Below are 17,786 nucleotides of genomic sequence, written 5' to 3' on the forward strand. Positions count from 1 at the left end.
GCAGCCACTTGCCGAGGTGCCACATGAGCGAAACCGTAAAACCGCAGCAAAAACCCACAGCAAAAGGGGGAATCATGCGCAACCTTCCTTTGATTGCCGTCCTGGCCGTGGCGCTGATTGGTGCCGTGACGCTCAAGGATTATCTGAGCTTTGACACCCTGCGCGACAACCGCGAAGCACTGGTGGCGTTTCGCGATCAGAACTTTGGCGCAATGCTGCTGATGTTCATGGGCATATATGTGGTGATTGTGGCCTTTTCGCTGCCGGGGGCGGCGGTGGCCTCGGTGACGGGTGGGTTTCTCTTTGGGCTTGCGGCGGGCACATTTGCCAATGTGGTTGCGGCCACAATTGGCGCAACCGGCATCTTCCTGGCGGCACGCTGGGGGCTTGGGGAGTATCTCAACGCTAAGATCGAGAACGCGGGCGGGCGGGTGCAAAGCCTGAAAAACGCCCTGCGTCAGAATGAAATCGAAGTGCTGCTGCTGCTGCGCCTGGTGCCTGCTGTGCCGTTCTTTGTGGCCAATCTGCTGCCTGCGCTTGTTGGGGTGCGGCTGCGCAATTTCCTGTGGACCACTGCGGTGGGCATTGTTCCGGGTGGTATCGTTTTCACCTGGATTGGTGTGGGCCTTGGCGAAGTATTTGACCGCGGTGAGACCCCCGATCTGAGCCTGTTGTGGGAGCCTCATGTAATTGGGCCGATCCTTGGGCTGTGTGTGCTGGCGGCGCTTCCAATCGTGATCAAGGCCATTCGCCCGGCGCAATCTACCAATGAATCAGATGAGGCGGAGTGAGCCCGATGGAACAACTGACCTGTGATCTTCTGGTGATTGGCGCGGGCTCTGGCGGCTTGTCGGTTGCGGCGGGTGCCAGCCAGATGGGGGCCAATGTGGTCTTGCTGGAAGGCCATAAAATGGGTGGTGATTGCCTGAATTTTGGCTGTGTCCCTTCAAAGGCGCTCTTGGCGGCGGGGAAGGCGGCCTATAGTCAATCCCATGCAAGCGCCTTTGGCGTGTCAGATCAGCAGCCGCAGGTGGATTATGGCGCTGCCAAAGAACACGTGCAGGATGTCATTGCCACCATTGAGCCAATGGACAGCCAGGAGCGGTTTGAAGGCTTTGGTGTGAAGGTTCTTCGCGAATATGGCCGGTTTGTTTCGCCAACTGAGGTGGAAGCGGGCAACCATCGCATCAGCGCGCGCCGGGTTGTGATTGCCACCGGCTCATCCCCATTGGTGCCGCCAATTCCGGGTTTGGATACGGTGCCGTTTGAAACCAATGAGACGCTGTTTGAGCTGAAAGAAAAGCCCGAACACCTATTGATCATCGGCGGTGGTCCTATTGGTTTGGAAATGGCGCAGGCGCATGTGCGGCTTGGCTGTAAGGTCACGGTGATCGAAGGGGCCAAGGCGCTGGGTAAAGATGATCCCGAGCTTGCAGCGATTGCGCTGGAAAGCCTGCGTGACGAAGGCATCGAGATCGTGGAAGAGGCGCTGGCAAGCGAAATTCGTGGCACTGCAGGTGCGATTGAAGTGCACACTGCCGATGGCGCAATCTATCGCGGCAGTCATCTATTGATGGCCGTTGGGCGCAAAGCCAATATCGACAAGCTAAACCTTGAGGCCGCAGGGATCGAAACCACGCGCACGGGCATTAAGGTGGATGACAGTCTGAAAACCACCAATTCAAAGGTCTATGCCATTGGGGATGTGGCCGGTGGGCTGCAGTTCACCCATGTGGCAGGCTATCATGCCAGTGTGATTGCCAAATCCGCGCTGTTTGGCCTGCCATCCAAGGCTAAAACCAACCATATCCCCTGGGCCACCTATACCGATCCAGAGCTCGCGCAAGTGGGTCTGACCGAGGCGCAGGCGCAGGAGAAATTTGGCCGCAAATTGGATGTGGTGCGCTTTCACTATAGCCACAATGATCGCGCCATTGCCGAGCGCAAAACCAAAGGCCTGATCAAGGTTATGGTGGTGAAAGGGCGGCCGGTTGGGGTGTCTTTGGTGGGGCATCAGGCCGGCGAACAATGCGCGCTGTGGTCGATGGCGCTGGCCAATAATATGAAAATGAGCCAGATTGCCGCAATGATAGCGCCCTATCCAACGATAGCAGAGCTTAACAAACGGGCCGCGGGGGCTTATTTCTCTCCGAAATTATTCGAAAACCAATTCGTTAAACGTATGGTAAGGTTTGTTCAGCGATGGATGCCCTGACATAATTGACCGGACAAAAAAGGGAGCAGAATGCTCAATACGCTTTCAGGGAGATTTCTGGTCCTGACCTTGGTCTTTGTAATGCTGGCCGAGGTTTTGATCTTTGTGCCTTCGATTGCGCGGTTTCGTCAGGAATATCTACAAGATCGGCTGGAGCGGGCGCAGATCGCCTCATTGGCGCTGCTTGCTGATGATATGCTCGACACTGAGCTAGAAGCGGAGCTGCTGCAAAACGCAGAGGTCTATAACGTGGTGCTGCGGCGCGATAAGTTGCGCCAGTTGATGCTGGCATCACCCATCCCTGAGCCGATCGCCACGACCTTTGATCTGCGTGAAGCCACGGCGATGACCCTCATTCGTGATGCAATGATGCGGTTGGTGCGCAGCCCGGATGAGGTGATCCGCGTCATCGGTGAGCCGGTGCGCGATGCGGGGCTTTTGATTGAAATCACCATCGAGACCCAGCCTTTGCGCATGGCGATGCTTGATTATGGTCTGCGTATTCTGGTGCTTTCGGCGGTGATTTCGATATTCACCGCGATCTTGCTATTCTGGGCGGTGCGCATGTTCCTTGTGCGTCCGATCAAGGGCGTTGTTGGCTATATGCAGCGCTATGCGCAGGCGCCCGAAGATGCCCGCGGCATTATCACCCCCAATGCGGGCGTTGTAGAGCTGCGCGAAGCCGAAGAAGCGCTGCAGCAGATGCAGGTAGAGCTGACCCACGCATTGAAGCAGCGCGAACGTCTGGCGCAGCTTGGCAGTGCGGTGGCAAAGGTGAGCCATGATCTGCGCAATATCCTGACATCGGCGCAGCTGTTCACCGACCGCATCGAGATGAGCGAAGACCCAACCGTGCGCCGCCTGGCCCCCAAGCTTGTGAACTCCATCACCCGCGCGGTGTCCCTGTGTGAGGGCACACTGGCCTTTGGTCGTGCCGAAGAACCTGCGCCCACGCTCACTATGGTGCCGCTCTATACGGTGGTGGATGATGTGGTGGCGGGCGAAACCCTGGCCGAGGACAGTAATCTGGTCACAATTCAATCGCAGGTGCCCGCTGATCTGGTGGTGCGCGCCGATCCCGAACAGCTGTTTCGCGTGATCATGAACCTTGTGCGCAATGCGCGGCAGGCAATTGCGGCAACCGGCAAAGAGGGTCGCATCCTTATTGAAGCGGGCGAGATTGGGCCAGACTGGTGCATTCAAGTGGTCGACACCGGGCCGGGGCTTCCGATGAAAGCGCAGGAAAATCTCTTTACCCCGTTTCAGGGTGGCATCCGCAAGGGTGGCTCTGGCCTGGGCTTGGCAATCGCAGCTGAGCTTGCACGCGGCCACGGTGGCCAGGTGCGGCTGAACCGTACCGGGGCAGATGGCACCGCCTTTGAAATTATCCTGCCCAAAGGGGATGAGGCGCTGCAGGCGGTGATCTAAGGCGATACGGATTGCGATTTACGCGCCCGAGGCGATCCGCTCAGGGCAGCAAAGAGGGTTTTGTAAAAACACTCAAAATAATTCGCTTTTGCTCTTGCGCATGTCTGCGGCTCACTTTAAACCCCGGCTTCACAGTGGACCGATAGCTCAGCTGGATAGAGTACTTGACTACGAATCAAGGGGTCGGGGGTTCGAATCCTCCTCGGTCCGCCACTTTCCCTCCGATCGCATCTTGGCGATTGAAGCGGCGCAGATAGGGAGCGTCAGACGGCAGAACTTGAAGAATTTCTCAGTTCTGCGGCAGAATGGACCGATAGCTCAGCTGGATAGAGTACTTGACTACGAATCAAGGGGTCGGGGGTTCGAATCCTCCTCGGTCCGCCACTTTCCCTCCGATCGCATCTTGGCGATTGAAGCGGCGCAGATAGGGAGCGTCAGACGGCAGAACTTGAAGAATTTCTCAGTTCTGCGGCAGAATGGACCGATAGCTCAGCTGGATAGAGTACTTGACTACGAATCAAGGGGTCGGGGGTTCGAATCCTCCTCGGTCCGCCATTCTGCCTCTTGTCAGATGCCAAGCAAAATCGACTTTTGTGACAGATAACTGACCCATTCGACGGAATTTCCTGAAATCATAGCGACGTTGCTTAGTTGAGTTGGTGATCGTAAGATTCGGCCAATCCAGCCTTTGTCTGATCTCGGAAGCCTCGCGTGGTCAAAAGCTTACCTGCCACTCCCGGAACGAACTTCCCGCAGTTACCGCTGACGGTGCCGCACTCCTCGTGCGAGCCGGCAACTTCCTTGCTGTCGCGGCTTGCGGCCAGGAACGGCGCCATTTCGATGCAGAGATTTTGCGGCGACATTGCCTTCGGCGTCAACATTCTGGGTCCGATGATGATGTCACAAGCAATCATCGCCGAAACGCGAAACATGCCGAAAACACCCTGTATGTGCATTCTCTCGTGCTTCTGAGAGAACTTTGCACAGGTTCTGAAATCGAGCGCGACGAGAGAGCTTGTGGGCCGGAGTTTTCATACACCCTCAGCCCTCAGCGGACGCTGACCACCTGGCAAACCTTTGCATGTGCGGCAGGGCTTGAACGGCGCATAGCAGACACTCAACGTCTGGTTCCGGCAAGACCGCTACGCGGACAAAACTGACATTCGCTTGTCCGAAAGCAAGGACCGCTGATAGCGCGTTGCGGACCTTCAGTTAAGAAGCTGAACTGAGCTTGTCTTCAACACGAAGGCCGGATTTCCGACCTTCGCGGCACGTTTCTTTATGCCAGCTATGCCCAAGCAAGCCCATCTATGAAAAGTAGGGCGGTTTCACTCGCATTTGGATCTCTTACCTAAATTCAAGTTTTTCCTTGCGTCTATGATACAAGCATATGGTGCGATCTGGCTCCGGAATGTGTCCGGGGAAGAGCTGGGTTTTCATAGCGAAAGTCAACCTGTCAAAACCCTGGCCAGATACTGTTGGAAGTACCAAACTGTACGCTCTTTCGGCGAAAGTCGGCCAGGCTCGGCAGCTAAAGCTCCTGCATTTTTGACAATTCCGCCGATGATCGGTTTGTCTTCGTCGTTGATCGCATCAAAACCGGCCTTCAATTCTGCTGCGTAGGCGGCGCGTTCCTCCGGATCTTCTGGAACCGATCCAGGGTAATAGTCCGCGCCCCACAGAACTTTCACTTGTCCAGTGCCATGCGGTTGCAACGACAGCCAGAAGGTGCGCTCCGCCACAACTGACATCACGTGGCAGGGGAAGACAGCGGATAAGACGGCTGTGTTACGATCCTCTTCCGTCAGCAGTGGATTGTCCACCTGCATGTCCGAAGCGCGCTCGTAGGATTTCCCCGGAATGCGCCCCTGTTTGTACAGGCTGTGCCCCTCGCTGCCGTGCATCGCATTGGCCAGCTTGGTCGGCATCGCGGGTTCGATGGTTTTGGCATGGGCCACAAAGAGGTGATACCCCTCGGTGAAGTTCTGCACCAGGATCTTCCAGTTGGTGTCCCAGATCTCTTCTGCCCGGAACAAAGTGCGGTATTTGTCCAACTGGTAGTTTGCCAGATGTTCCGACAGCAGGCTCAGGCGCGGCGCAAGTGGTTCTGCCTCCGGGTCCAGAGAGACATAAACCCAGCCCTGCCAGACCTCGACCTGGAACTGTGGCAGGCAGACCTCCTTCTTGTCGAAGTTCTCCCGCATATGGGCGGCACCGATCAGCTGGCCGTCCAGATTATAGGTCCAGGCGTGATAAGGGCAGGTGATGCGCCTCCGGATATTGCCCGAGCCTTCCAGCAATGTCGCCATGCGGTGACGGCAGATATTGGACATGGCCCGCAGATTGCCATCGCGGTCGCGCAGCACCACCACCGGGTCACGCCCGATGGTCATGGTGCGGTAATCCCCCGGGTTTTCGAACTCGTCGATCCGACCGACACAGAACCATTCATGATTGAAGATCTCGTCCAGCTCCAACTCCAGGAACTCCGGCGAGGTGTAGATCTGCGGGGGTGTTGCCTCGGCCAGCTCATCCGGCAGCTCTGCGTTGCGGCGCAGGGCCTCCAACAATTCATCAAGTGGCATATGCGGTTTCATGTTTTACTCCCAGCCAAATGGCTTGCTGTGTCTGATTATGTTTCGGCCAGCCCATATTGTCGCGCGCTTTCAGAGAGCAGCTCCCACAGGGATTGGGCAGAGCTGCGGGGGATCAGAAGATTGAAATGCTCCTCTGTGCGCCACAGGGTGACGCCAGTGTGATGAAAGGCCGTGCTGGCCACTGCCCCCACCGGGAAGGCTGCGGGGCGCAGATCCAGCGGCAGGAAGTGGTTGAGCAGGGTCTCAGCCTGCGCGCCACTTATCCGCAGCCAGCAGCGTCCATCCTGCAGATCGAGCACCGCCCCCTCCTCAGGGGCCACTGTCGGCGTGGGGACCTCAGCTCCCGGGGCAGCAACCAGCCACCATTTCAAAGGCTCGACCCGCAGAAGAAAGGCCCCAGTACCTGCATGACACTGCCCGGGCTGGGGGGCCGTTTCACAGCCAGCCGCGGCGGCGGCGGCGGCACCAACCTGCGCCAGGGTTGCGCCCCAGGCGGCACATTGCACCATGCCAAAACCCGTCACCTCTTCGATGGTCACACCAATAGTACCAGCGCGACCAAACTGGCCCAGCCTGCGACTGCTCTGCAAAGGGGATGTAGAATTAGCCATGCATCCGCTCTCCCTTGGGGTCAAACATGTGGGGGGAGACGATCTCGACCGCGACATCGCCTTTGCGCACCGGATCCGTTGCCGTCACCACCTTGCCCTGCCAGGCCTCCTGTCCGCCGGAGATATAGCCAAGGCCAATCCAGTGCCCCATCGCCGGGGAATGCGTGACTGCGGTAATCCAGCCCTCGCCAAAACCCGAGATCTCATCGGGTTTGCACAGCAAGGCGCCGCCGTTGAAGCTCTCGCTGCGGTCCTTGGGGAAGATCCCGACCAGCTGTGGCCGGTCCGCGCGTTCCAGTTCCGGGCGCTGTCGCAGGGCGCTGCCAATAAAGGGTTTCTTGGTCGAGGCCATCTTACCTAGCCCCGCATCATCGATGGTGACGCGGCCATCCAGTTCGGCGCCGGTCACATGGCCCTTTTCAATGCGCAGAGTTCCCAGGGCCTCCAGCCCATATAGGCATCCGCCCAAGGGTTCAGACGCGGCCCAAAGCATCTCCATCATCGCCTCGCCCCGATTGGCCGGGACATAGAGCTCATAGGCCAGCTCACCGGAAAAGCTGATCCGCGCGATTAGACATTTGATACCCGATTTCAACCGGGTCTCGCGCACGCCCATGAAGGGCAGGTTCTCTGCCGAAATGGCATCGGGGTCTTCCAAACAAGCAGCGATGGCTTGCCGCGTTTGGGGGCCAGCAACCGAAACCCCGGCCCATTGATCGGAGACTGAGGTGACATGCACTTTCAGCTCGGGCCAGCGCAGCTGCAACAGCTCTTCCAACCAGACCATGACCTTGCCCGCTCCCGTGGTGGTGGTGGTGAGCAGAAAGTCGTTCTCGGACAGGCGCCAAGTGGTGCCGTCATCCATCACCATGCCATCGTCGCGCAGCATGATGCCATAGCGAGCCTTGCCCACCGCCAGTTTGGCAAAGGCATTGCTGTAGATCCGGTTGAGAAACTCCGAGGCATCCGGCCCCTGCACCGCGATCTTGCCCAGCGAGCTCACATCACAGATGCCTAGTGTCTGGCGCACGGTGGTGGCCTCACGGATATAGGCTTCGGTGATGGTTTCACCCTTCCGGGCAAAGTACCAGGGACGGTGCCACAGGCCCGCATCAGTCATGGTTGCGCCATGGCGCAGGTTCCAGTCATGCAGTGGCGTGCGGCGCAGTACCTTGAAATGACTGCCGGTATTGCGCCCAGCCAGAGCCCCGATAGCCACCGGCGTATAGGGCGGACGAAAGCGGGTCGTGCCAACTGCCGGGATCTCCTTGCCCAGGGCTTCGGCCATCAGGGCCAGACCGATGACATTGCCCATCTTGCCCTGATCCGTGGCCATGCCCAGGGTTGTATAGCGTTTCAGATGCTCGACCGAGACAAAGCCCTCCTGATGGGCCAGGCGCACGTCGGCTGCGGTGACATCATGCTGGGGATCGACAAAGCTCTTGGTTTTCTTACCCGGCAGGCGCACCTCATAGAGCGGCGTGATCGGGGTCTCCCAGCCGAGCCGCGCGAGATCTTCCTTCGGCAATCCCAAAGCCTGATCCGCCGCTGTCCGGCCCGAGGCCGCGCAACTCTTGGCGTCCCAGTGCCCGGCGGCGGAACCCGCCATGGTGACATTCTCAGCGCAGGGCGCTGGCAGGAAACAGGCCAGGGTCTGATCCCAGACCGGCTTGGCGCCGCGATGCGACAACAGATTGACCACCGGCGACCACCCTGCCGAGACGAGCAGGAGATCACAGGGCAGAGTTTCAGCCGCGACCCAGTTGTTCCTGTTTGGGCGTGCCAGTTGCACTCCGGTCACCGCCTTGTGGCCCAGAGCCCTGAGCGGAGCGAGGCCGGTTTTCAACTGAACCCCAGCTCCGCGCGTCTGATCTACCAGAGCCGCCGGAGCAGCAGCGCGCAGGTCAACCAAAGTCACCCTGGCACCGGCCCCAGCCAGTTCTGCCGCCACCTCGTAGGTCGAGTCATTATTGGTGCTCAACACGATATTCTGCCCTGGCAGGATACCAAAACGGTTGAGATAGCTGCGCGCAGCGTTCACCGTCATCACGCCTGGGCGGTCGTTGTTTTCAAAGGCAACGGTGCGCTCCAAGGCACCGGTCGCCAGAATGGTTGCCGCCGCTCGAACTGTCCAGAACCGCTGGCGCGGGCAGTGTTCTGTTTTCACCGCCAGATGATCGCTCACCCGCTGCAACAGCCCGGCGGTGCCATAATCATATAGACCAAAGGCGGTGGTGCGCGTCATGATCCGCACGTCTGCGGACTCCAGCGCCGCGATCAGCTCGCTGCGCGTATCCTCAGCGGCCTGATCCGCCTGGTTCAGCAGATCGCCGCCCAGCGTGTAATCCTGCTCCACCAGGATCACATCCTTGCCCTGTTGTGCCGCCCGTAAGGCCGCATTCAGCCCGGCAATGCCGGAGCCAACCACCAGAACATCACAAAAAGCGTGCAGATGATCATAACTGTCCGGATCCGCCTCGCGCGAGGCTTCTCCCATGCCGGCCGCTTTGCGAATGATCTTTTCGTACTGCATCCACAGGCCAGTGCCGCGGCCCCATTCAAAAGGCGGCAACCCCATGAAAGTCTTGTAATAAAAACCCGCAGAGAAAAACCGGCCAAACACCCCTAGCGCCGCACCGATATCATTGCGCACATTGGGCCAGGCGTTCTGCCCCGAGGCCACAAGCCCGTCATAAAGCTCGACCATGGTGGCCTTGGTATTGGGCTCAGCCCGGTTACCTGTGCCTAGTGTTACAATGGCCCCGGATTCCTCGACACCTGCAGACATGATGCCGCGCGGGCGATGGTATTTGAAACTGCGTCCCAGGACCCTTTCGCCATTGGCCATCAAAGCCGAGGCTAGGGTGTCACCAGCAAAGCCCTGATAGGATCTACCATCCCAGGTAAAGCGAAGCGGCTGGCTGCGGTCGATCCGCCCGCCTTTGCTCAGACGTGTCGCGCTCATGTCGTTACCTCCAGCGCCTGCTCCATGTCGGGGTGGGCCGGGCGCACGGAGCGGATCTCGTGGGTCATGGTGTCACGCTCCACCAAGAGCCACATGCGGCAGCCATTCACGTGCTGCCAGGTCTCGACCTGGAGGCCGCAGATGTTTTCGCGCTGAAACACCGCATCGTGCCAGTCCTGCATCGGCGCATCCAAGGCCGGGTATTGGATCGAGCCGTCACCGCCATAGGAGAACTCGCTATGGTCACGGGTGCCGCAGTAGGGACAGGGAATTCTGATCATGTGTTTTTTTCCTTATCCGTGCAGTTTGGGATCCGGGCCTGCGCCGCGTTCATCCAGCTGGATGCCGCGTTCAAACCGTTTGAGATCATGGTTGGCGATCACCCTGTGGGGGCGGTCATTGGCGATGAGGTCGGCAAAATAGGTGCCCGAGGCCGGGGTGGCCTTGAAGCCGCCATAGTTCCAGCCAGCATTCAGATAGAGATTGTCCAGCGGGGTCTTGGAAATGAAATGCGTACCATCCATCGACATATCCACCACGCCGGACCAGTGGCGCAGCAGCCGCACACGTCCCAGGCAGGGCAGCACTGACATCGCCGCCTCGGCCACGTCTTGAACAATGGGCAGATTGCCTTTCTGGGCGTAGGATTTGTACCAGTCGAGATCGCCGCCAAAGACCATGCCGCCCTTGTCCGACTGGGAGATATAGAAATGCGCACCACCCATGCCAAAGACTACGACCTGATCCAAAAGTGGCTTCAGCGGTTCCGAGACAAAAGCCTGCAATTTATGGGACTCGATTGGCAGGTGGCGCATCCCTGCCATCGACCAGAGCCGCGAGGTGCTGCCGGCAACGGCCAAACCCATCCGGTTGGTGCTGATTCTGCCGCGTGAGGTTTCAACCCCCGTGACCCGATTGCCATCGCGGGTAATGCCGGTGACTTCGCAGTTTTGAATGATGTCGATGCCCAGCTGATCCGCTGCGCGTGCATAGCCCCAGATCACCGCATCATGGCGCGCGGTTCCGGCGCGTTTATGCACCGCGGCCCCCATGATCGGAAAACGTGCCGAGGCATCGTAGTTCAAATGTGGCGCAGCTTCTTTCAGCTGCTCTAGGCTCCAGATTTCCGCATCCGCATTGCCGGTGAGCCGCATGGTATTGTAATTGCGCGACGCCGCATCAATCGCACCGGGGCTGTGCAGCAGGGTGATATGGGAGCGTTGGCTGAACATCACATTGTAGTTCAGCTCGTGGCTCAGCTCTTCCCAGAGTTTTAGAGAATGTTCATAGAATTCGCGGTTACCCGGCTGGGTGTAGTTCGAGCGTACGATGGTGGTGTTGCGTCCGGCATTGCCGCCACCGATCCAGCCCTTTTCCAGAACCGCGATATTGGTAATGGCGTGGTTCGTTGCCAGGTAGTAGGCGGTGGCGAGCCCATGCAGCCCGCCGCCGATGATCACCACATCATAATGTGGTTTGGGTTCGGGATCGCGCCACTGACGGCTCCAGCCCTTTTGGCCGGACATCCCCTGCCAAAAGACATTCCATGCGGAAAATCTAGTCATTTTTTCTATTCTTTCGAAGGCCTTAACTGGTGCGTTGCAGCACCTTGCCGGGATGTTTGAAGATCTGGCCAAAGCCTTCCAGCTCATCCATGATGCCCGCGCGGCGCAGGCAGGACCAGAATTGTGCCTGGTTCGAAGTGATCACCGGCTTTCCTGTGATCTGCTCGATTTCCTCCACCGCCGGCAGCGAACGCACGCCCCCGCAGCTGAGGAAAATCGCATCGGCGTCCGGCTGGTCGATTTCCAACGCGAATTTCTTCCAATATTCAGGCGTTACCAGCCCCATATCCCAGCCACTTGCGATATTGAGCCCCTGGATATCCAGCACATCAAAGCCGCGCTCGACCAGGAATTCCGCTTCGGCGGTGTTAATGTCATCCAGATAGGGCGTACCAACCACCAGTTTCTTGGCCCCCAACTCGTTCAGGGCATCCAGCACCCCCTGTACCAGACACATCGGCTGCGCCCAGGGCGCCCCCTTCTTGATCTCGGCCATGACCCGCTTTTCGCCGATCACGATAGAGCCCGAGGTGCAGCTGTAGCTGATTACATCCGGCTCGGCCTCGGGCTGAATACGGGCTGCCGCATCGGCCATATGTTCGATGTGCTTGGCCAGAGTTTCGGTGGTGGTGCGATCATCCGTCTTCAGGCGGGTGACATAGACCGCCACCCCTTCCGGGGCCATGTCCCAGAAATCCCCCTCTGCCGAGGGGTCGGTGGACATCAGGATAAAGCCCAGCTTGGCCCGGTGGAAACGTCCGCCATCCATTTCGGGAGTGCGGGGCTTGGACTGGATAGTTTGACCTGGCTGGAACATCACAGAATGACCTCTTCAACGGATTTCGGATGCTGAGTGAGCGGCTCCCAGCCGTCCTCGGTGATGATGAAACTGTCGCCGACCTGGGCACGGAAAGTGTCAACCGAGACCGACCCGTCCACCGCCAGCACCATGCCCGGCTGGATGATGGTCTTGTCGCCGGTGACCAGCTGTGGTGCCTCGAGGAAGCTGAAACCTGTGGCCCGACCACAGCGGAAGGGGTATTCAAAACCCGCGCCCTGGATCACCTCGGCATATTCCGCATGGATGCTTTCGGCAGTGACACCGGGACGCAGCGCGTCCAGGGCGGCTTTCTGGCTGGCCACTGCCACTTCATAAACCTTCACCTGCTCCGGGTCGGGCTCGCCAATCCAGAAGGTGCGGTCAAAGCCCAGTTTGAAGCGATGGAAATTGGTCATGCCGCAGAAACACAGGAACACCGGCTCGCCATGGCGCATGATCCGGGTTGAGGCGCGATGGTGGGTTTTGATGATATCCTTGCCCGAGGCCATGATCTGCAAAAAATGCGTATTGGGCGACATATCGGTATCGTCGTAATGCGCTGCCAGCAGCTCGGCCGCCTTGCGGGTACCGGCCTGGCTGGTGGCAATAGCCACTTCGAATTCCGGCACGCCGTCGCCGATGGCCGCACGGCCTGCATTCATCATTGCCGTGGCCACCTCGCCGGCATGACGGGCCAGTTGCAGCTCCTGTGCGGATTTGATCATTCGCATCTCGTTCAGGATCGGGGTGACAGTGGTGAGCGCTTCGGTATCAACCAGATCATTCACATAGGCCCGCACTGGTGGCGGCATATGCCCGGGTTCGATCGCCACTTTGGAAGCGTATTTCACTGCACCCGGCAGTTCCTCGCGCCATTCATTGCCCATGCCATCATTCCAAGGGGCAATCCGTCCCACTCGCGCTGCCGCCTGGGCAGAGTTGAGGTCAATGGTCGGGGTGATCAGCAGCGCTTCACCATCTTTGGGCACCACCAAAATGGTCGGGCGGCCGAATTCCATATGCAGATAGTCGTAATAGCCTGTCAGATAGTAGACATTGTCGTCATCGGTGATCAGCGCCACATCGATATCTGCTTCGGTCAGTTTGGTTTGCAGGCGGAGCATGCGGTCGGAGAACATAGCGGGTTTCCCTGTGTAAAAAAACGCCAAAGCACGGCGGGCCTAATTGTGCATTAAAGATGAGCTTATTGATGGAGATGGCGTTTTCAAAATGACTTTTCATCCCAAATCATGATAACTCATAGTTATGAAAAATTATCGCCGCACCCTGCCACCGCTGGACTATCTGCTGTTCTTTGAAACCGTTGCCCGGCACAAGAACTTTACCCGAGCTGCCGAGGAGCTGAGCGTCAGTCAGGCGGCGGTGAGCAAACGGATCAAATTTCTTGAAACCTGGCTTGGCGTTGAACTGATTGCGCGCCAGGGCCGCAATGTTGATCTGACCAAGGCCGGACATAAGCTTGCTGCCAATGCTTCCGAGGCCTTAGAGTATCTGGCGCTTGGCATAGGTCAGCTGCGCCAGGGCGCCCATGACAAATTGTCATTGGCGTCAAATATTGCGGTTTCGCAGTTCTGGCTAACGCCACAAGTGAACGAATACCTGCTCAGCCCGCATGCTGTTCCAGTCAGCGTCACTGCCTCCAACTATGAAGCCGATATCCTCAATCAGGATCATGACGCCATAGTATACTATGGCACCGATATTCCTTCAGGTTGGGAAGGGGAGGTTTTGTTCGAAGAGCTCTGGCAGCCATTGGCAGCGCCCAGTCTGCTGGCACAGGACCCTGATCCGGCGCAGCTCACCTTGCTGGATTTTGACAAGCTGGCGCTGAAATGGATCAACTGGCCGGATTTCATCGAGCTCACCGGTGCTGCGGAGCATGCCGCAGGGCCGCGCGTGAATCTCGGCTCTTACGGCAGCTCTTTGGATGCCGCCATCCGGGGCAAGGGAATTGCTCTGGGCTGCCCTGATGTTCTGAAGTATGAAATCGAGGCCGGGCGGTTGGCCCCGCTGGCAGGTACGCCTCTCAAGACGGGGCGTACCTATTTCCTTATCTGGCAAAGCGGAACTCTTTCCCAACACACCCGCGATCTGCTGCGCGACGTCGGAATTGCAGCCTAACCCGCCAGCTGGGTCACACCGCTTCGCGCACCGCGCTGAGGAACTGCTGGGTGCGTTCGCGCTGCGGGTTGCCAAAGAGCTCGGACGGGGGGCCTTGCTCTTCGATCTTGCCGCCATAGAAGAAACAGACCCGGTCTGAAATATCGCGGGCAAAGCCCATCTGATGCGTCACCATCAGCATGGTCAGGTTATGCTCCGCTACCAGGCCGCGAATAACATTGGTCACCTCGCCAATCACTTCGGGGTCCAGCGCCGATGTCACCTCATCAAAGAGCATCACCTTCGGGCGCATGGCCAGAGCCCGTGCAATGGCAACCCGCTGCTGCTGACCACCCGACAGACGCGAGGGGTGCTGATCCTTCTTGGCAATCATGCCCACCAGCTCCAGCAGTTCTTCGGAACGGTCGCGGGCCTCAGCCTTAGAGAGGCCGAGCACCTGCACCGGCCCTTCCATGCAGTTCTCGAGCGCCGTCATATGCGGGAACAGGTTGAAGTGCTGAAAACACATGCCGATATCAGCCCGGCGGCTGCGCAGGTAGCGCTCGTTTGCGGGCACAAGCTGTCCGCCTTTGGGCATATGGGTCAGCGGCTTGCCATCCACATAGATCACCCCGCCGTTGATCTTCTCCAGCGTCATCAGCATGCGCAGCACCGTTGTCTTGCCCGACCCCGAAGGACCAATGACGGAGACCATCTCGCCCGCATTGATGTCGAGATCAAGATCATCGAGAACGGTGAGCGTACCATAAGATTTGCGCACTTTGCGGAAACTTACCATCGGTGTGTTTTCACCGCTCAGTTCCATTGGAAAACCTGACATATCCAGCATTATTTCAGCCCCAGTTTACGACGCACACGCCCTTCGACCAGCCGGATCAGACCCGCAGCAGGAAGAGAGATTGCAAGGAAGATGATGCCAACCATCGTGAAGGGTTCAAGAAAACGGTAATGTTCAGACCCGATAGCATTGGCGGTGTGAATGAGTTCGGCAACCCCGATGACAGAGAGCATTGGCGTATCTTTGAAGATGCCAACCAGATAGTTGCCCATGCCCGACAGGGCAGAAGGGATCGCCTGCGGAATGATGACACGGCGGTACTTTTGCACCGTGGACATGTTGAGCGCGATGGCCGCCTCCCACTGGCCCTTTGGTACACTGTCGATGCCGCCGCGATATACTTCGGAGAGGTAACAGGCATAGTGCAGCCCGATCGCGATCATCCCCGACATCCAGGGGCTGAGGCGAATGCCGAACTGCGGCCCCACATAGAAGATAAAGAAGATCTGCAGCAGCAGCGGCGTCGAGCGGATGAACTCGACGAATTCACGCACTGCAATGGTCAAAGACCGGTAGGGGCTGCGCTGCGCAATGGCAAGGAACAGCCCCAGCACCAAGGCGATGGCATAGCCGACCCCGGCTGCCAGCAGGGTGTTGCCGGTTGCGGTGATCAGGCGGGGCAGGATTTCCCATGCAAATTCCCATTTCCAATCAAACATGGATCAAGCCCTCCCCATTTTGCGGGCCATATAGGCCTCTAGCCAGCGCATGAAAGGTGTGACCATGAAACGCGCCAGGATGTAGTAGATGACCAGGGCAACACCAAAGGCCTGCGCCGAAAGGAAGGTGGAACTGTTGATCTGCTTGGTTTCAAACATCAGATCCGCCACCGAAATCAGCGATACAAGCGCCGTGCCCTTGAGCAGCTCGATCATCAGATTGCCCCAGGGCGGCAGCATATTGACCAGTGCCTGCGGCAGAATGATCCGACGCATCCGCTGTGCCGGCGACATATTGATCGCCAAGGCTGCCTCCCATTGTCCTTTGGGAACCGAAAGGATGCCGCCTCGCACCAGTTCGGCGCCATAGGCACCAATGTTCATGCCCACGGCCACATAGCCGGCGGTGAATTTGTCAATCGACACGCCAAACAGCGGGAGAACAAAAAAGATCCAGTAAAGCTGCACCAGCAAGGAGGTGCCTCGAAAGATCTCTATATATGTGACCGCAGAGCTGCGGACCAACCTGTTGGAGGAAAGTTTCATCAGCCCCATCATGAGGGCAATGGCTATACCCAGGATGGCCGCTAGAAAAAACTGCGCTACAGTCATTCCGGTACCGGCCAAAAGGCGCGGCCAGTACTGGATAACGAATTCAATAATATTCATGGCCCCGCTCTGTCATCTTGAGGAACGTGCAAGGAGCAGCGAGGCCTTAACGCCTCGTTGCAGGGGTGACTCAGCGGTTGCCGCAAACCCATTCTGCCGACTTATCGCCGGGCAGATGCGAAGATGTATAGCCGTATTCGGCTACGGCATTCAGCATTTCGTCGGAACCAACGTAACCAGCCAAAGCGGCGTTGAACTTGGCCATGAACTCCGCATCTTCGTCACGGAAACCAATGCCAACCCAGTTCTTGGTCCACTCTGGCAGCGCCGAGGGATCGGTCACTTCGAATTTACCTTCGGACTGTTCTGCCAGGTAGAGCGCCTCGAAGTAAGTCAGAGCAGCTGCATCCGCACGGCCCGCGTTCATCGCTGCCAGGGTTTCGGTTGGACCAGGCACCTGCATCATCTGCGCGTCGCTCAGGCCTTCCTTGCGCGAAGCCTCTACGGTGTTCGCACCGGAATACAGGATCAGGATGGAACCGTCGTTCGAGAGCACATCTTGGTAGTTGTTGATGTTCTTGGGGTTGCCTGCTGGCACCAGGAAGGCGTCGCCCATGGAGCCGATCGGCTCTGAGAAGGCGATGTTCTGGCAGCGGCTGTTCAGGATATAGAGGCCGCCGGTGATCATGTCATAACGGTTGGCCTTGAGGCCCGGGATCAGCCCGCCCCATTCGGTGACGGTGGTTTCCACTTCCGTGTGGCCCATTTCCGCCAGAATGCCGAGGGCAATCTCATTTACAAACCCCTTGGCGTTGCCATCTTCATCCGGGAAGCCCCAGATCGGAATATTGGAAAAGCCGATACGGATCGGCTCGCCTGCTGCAATCCGATCTTCCAGTGGCCCGGCAAACACCGAAACGGTGCTCAGAACGGTCGCGACAGCTGCGGTGCTGAGTGTCTTAAGTAGTGTGTAGGTCATAGGTTCCTCCCTGAATGGAACTTGTTGTTGGTGCGGAGGCGAGCTTGGCCTTTGTCGGCGGCCCGCCTCCTTTTTCCACGCCCTGGTGCGATACTGTTATTGAGAGCGAAAACCAGATCGCGCGCAGAGCAGTGAATTCTTTGAGGTTATGGTTTGATTTCGTGTGCTCCGTCGTCAACCCTGTTAAGATCCTCAAAACGAGCCAAAGATTGGGTATGTCCCGTTCTAACTGGTTCGTGTTTCATGGTAATTTTCGTCCTCCCCTCCGAAGTTTAAACCAGAGTATTGCTTCAAAATCGCATTTCAAAATGACCTTTCATGCTGCAGTTTGATAGCTCTAGGTTATTGTATTCAATTT

17 protein-coding genes and 3 tRNA genes are annotated in these 17,786 nt (G+C 58.0%); 8 read left to right on the top strand and 12 right to left on the bottom strand.

All coding sequences use genetic code 11. The features are described from left to right. Positions 1 to 23 precede the first annotated feature (23 nt). The 6 genes from GG681_RS12725 to GG681_RS12750 all read left to right on the top strand — a co-directional run bounded on the left by GG681_RS12725 (position 24) and on the right by GG681_RS12750 (position 4,198). Positions 24 to 791, top strand: a complete 768-nt coding sequence (locus GG681_RS12725; RefSeq protein WP_153548407.1) for a TVP38/TMEM64 family protein — start codon at positions 24 to 26, stop codon at positions 789 to 791. Between the two features lie 5 nt (positions 792 to 796). Beyond that, positions 797 to 2,215, top strand: coding sequence for a dihydrolipoyl dehydrogenase family protein (locus GG681_RS12730; RefSeq protein ID WP_153548408.1), 1,419 nt, complete (start codon positions 797 to 799; stop codon positions 2,213 to 2,215). Positions 2,216 to 2,245: 30 nt separating this feature from the next. Further along, positions 2,246 to 3,643, top strand: a complete 1,398-nt coding sequence (locus tag GG681_RS12735; protein WP_153548409.1) for a sensor histidine kinase — start codon at positions 2,246 to 2,248, stop codon at positions 3,641 to 3,643. 136 nt (positions 3,644 to 3,779) lie between these two features. Next, positions 3,780 to 3,856, top strand: a tRNA-Arg gene (locus tag GG681_RS12740). Positions 3,857 to 3,950: 94 nt separating this feature from the next. Next, positions 3,951 to 4,027, top strand: a tRNA-Arg gene (locus GG681_RS12745). A 94-nt stretch (positions 4,028 to 4,121) separates the two neighbouring features. Then, positions 4,122 to 4,198, top strand: a tRNA-Arg gene (locus tag GG681_RS12750). A 92-nt stretch (positions 4,199 to 4,290) separates the two neighbouring features. Here the strand turns inward: GG681_RS12750 and GG681_RS12755 are convergent. From GG681_RS12755 to GG681_RS12790, 8 genes are all read right to left on the bottom strand, one after another. Further along, positions 4,291 to 4,575 carry a hypothetical protein gene (locus tag GG681_RS12755; protein ID WP_153548410.1) on the bottom strand — a complete coding sequence of 95 codons (285 nt, stop codon included), beginning with the start codon at positions 4,573 to 4,575 and terminating at the stop codon, positions 4,291 to 4,293. A 516-nt stretch (positions 4,576 to 5,091) separates the two neighbouring features. Then, positions 5,092 to 6,240 carry an aromatic ring-hydroxylating oxygenase subunit alpha gene (locus tag GG681_RS12760; protein WP_235899936.1) on the bottom strand — a complete coding sequence of 383 codons (1,149 nt, stop codon included), beginning with the start codon at positions 6,238 to 6,240 and terminating at the stop codon, positions 5,092 to 5,094. A 35-nt stretch (positions 6,241 to 6,275) separates the two neighbouring features. Continuing rightward, positions 6,276 to 6,851 (bottom strand): sarcosine oxidase subunit gamma, encoded by a 576-nt coding sequence (locus GG681_RS12765; RefSeq protein WP_153548411.1) that lies wholly within the window; start codon positions 6,849 to 6,851, stop codon positions 6,276 to 6,278. Further along, the gene (locus tag GG681_RS12770) at positions 6,844 to 9,816 is read right to left on the bottom strand and encodes a sarcosine oxidase subunit alpha family protein (RefSeq protein WP_153548412.1); all 2,973 of its coding nucleotides are present in this window, start codon (positions 9,814 to 9,816) and stop codon (positions 6,844 to 6,846) included. Before GG681_RS12770 ends, GG681_RS12765 begins: the two co-directional genes overlap by 8 nt. Next, positions 9,813 to 10,097 carry a sarcosine oxidase subunit delta gene (locus GG681_RS12775; RefSeq protein ID WP_153548413.1) on the bottom strand — a complete coding sequence of 95 codons (285 nt, stop codon included), beginning with the start codon at positions 10,095 to 10,097 and terminating at the stop codon, positions 9,813 to 9,815. Before GG681_RS12775 ends, GG681_RS12770 begins: the two co-directional genes overlap by 4 nt. A 12-nt stretch (positions 10,098 to 10,109) precedes the next feature. After that, positions 10,110 to 11,381 carry an oleate hydratase gene (locus GG681_RS12780; RefSeq protein ID WP_153548414.1) on the bottom strand — a complete coding sequence of 424 codons (1,272 nt, stop codon included), beginning with the start codon at positions 11,379 to 11,381 and terminating at the stop codon, positions 10,110 to 10,112. A 22-nt stretch (positions 11,382 to 11,403) separates the two neighbouring features. Continuing rightward, positions 11,404 to 12,198, bottom strand: a complete 795-nt coding sequence (locus tag GG681_RS12785; protein WP_153548415.1) for a maleate cis-trans isomerase family protein — start codon at positions 12,196 to 12,198, stop codon at positions 11,404 to 11,406. Further along, positions 12,198 to 13,340, bottom strand: a complete 1,143-nt coding sequence (locus GG681_RS12790; protein ID WP_153548416.1) for a M24 family metallopeptidase — start codon at positions 13,338 to 13,340, stop codon at positions 12,198 to 12,200. The genes GG681_RS12785 and GG681_RS12790 overlap by 1 nt, the downstream gene beginning before the upstream one ends. Positions 13,341 to 13,467: 127 nt before the next feature. On the opposite strand from GG681_RS12790, the gene GG681_RS12795 reads away from it, so the two are divergent. Then, positions 13,468 to 14,343: a LysR family transcriptional regulator gene (locus GG681_RS12795; RefSeq protein ID WP_153548417.1), complete on the top strand. Its 876-nt coding sequence runs from the start codon at positions 13,468 to 13,470 to the stop codon at positions 14,341 to 14,343. Between the two features lie 13 nt (positions 14,344 to 14,356). Here GG681_RS12795 and ehuA read toward each other — a convergent pair whose 3' ends face one another. The 4 genes from ehuA to GG681_RS12815 all read right to left on the bottom strand — a co-directional run bounded on the left by ehuA (position 14,357) and on the right by GG681_RS12815 (position 17,428). Then, positions 14,357 to 15,172: an ectoine/hydroxyectoine ABC transporter ATP-binding protein EhuA gene (ehuA, locus tag GG681_RS12800; protein ID WP_153548418.1), complete on the bottom strand. Its 816-nt coding sequence runs from the start codon at positions 15,170 to 15,172 to the stop codon at positions 14,357 to 14,359. Then, the gene (gene ehuD, locus GG681_RS12805; protein WP_153548419.1) at positions 15,172 to 15,840 is read right to left on the bottom strand and encodes an ectoine/hydroxyectoine ABC transporter permease subunit EhuD; all 669 of its coding nucleotides are present in this window, start codon (positions 15,838 to 15,840) and stop codon (positions 15,172 to 15,174) included. The genes ehuA and ehuD overlap by 1 nt, the downstream gene beginning before the upstream one ends. Positions 15,841 to 15,843: 3 nt before the next feature. Beyond that, on the bottom strand, positions 15,844 to 16,509 hold the full coding sequence (gene ehuC / locus GG681_RS12810) for an ectoine/hydroxyectoine ABC transporter permease subunit EhuC (protein WP_153548420.1): 666 nt from the start codon (positions 16,507 to 16,509) through the stop codon (positions 15,844 to 15,846). A gap of 70 nt (positions 16,510 to 16,579) precedes the next feature. Then, positions 16,580 to 17,428 (bottom strand): transporter substrate-binding domain-containing protein, encoded by an 849-nt coding sequence (locus tag GG681_RS12815; protein WP_153548421.1) that lies wholly within the window; start codon positions 17,426 to 17,428, stop codon positions 16,580 to 16,582. Between the two features lie 14 nt (positions 17,429 to 17,442). Here GG681_RS12815 and GG681_RS12820 point away from each other — a divergent pair, with 14 nt between their 5' ends. Then, on the top strand, positions 17,443 to 17,760 hold the full coding sequence (locus GG681_RS12820; protein ID WP_153548422.1) for a hypothetical protein: 318 nt from the start codon (positions 17,443 to 17,445) through the stop codon (positions 17,758 to 17,760). Positions 17,761 to 17,786: the final 26 nt, after the last annotated feature.

This window comes from Tritonibacter aquimaris, from assembly GCF_009617595.1.
Lineage (GTDB): Bacteria > Pseudomonadota > Alphaproteobacteria > Rhodobacterales > Rhodobacteraceae > Epibacterium > Epibacterium aquimaris.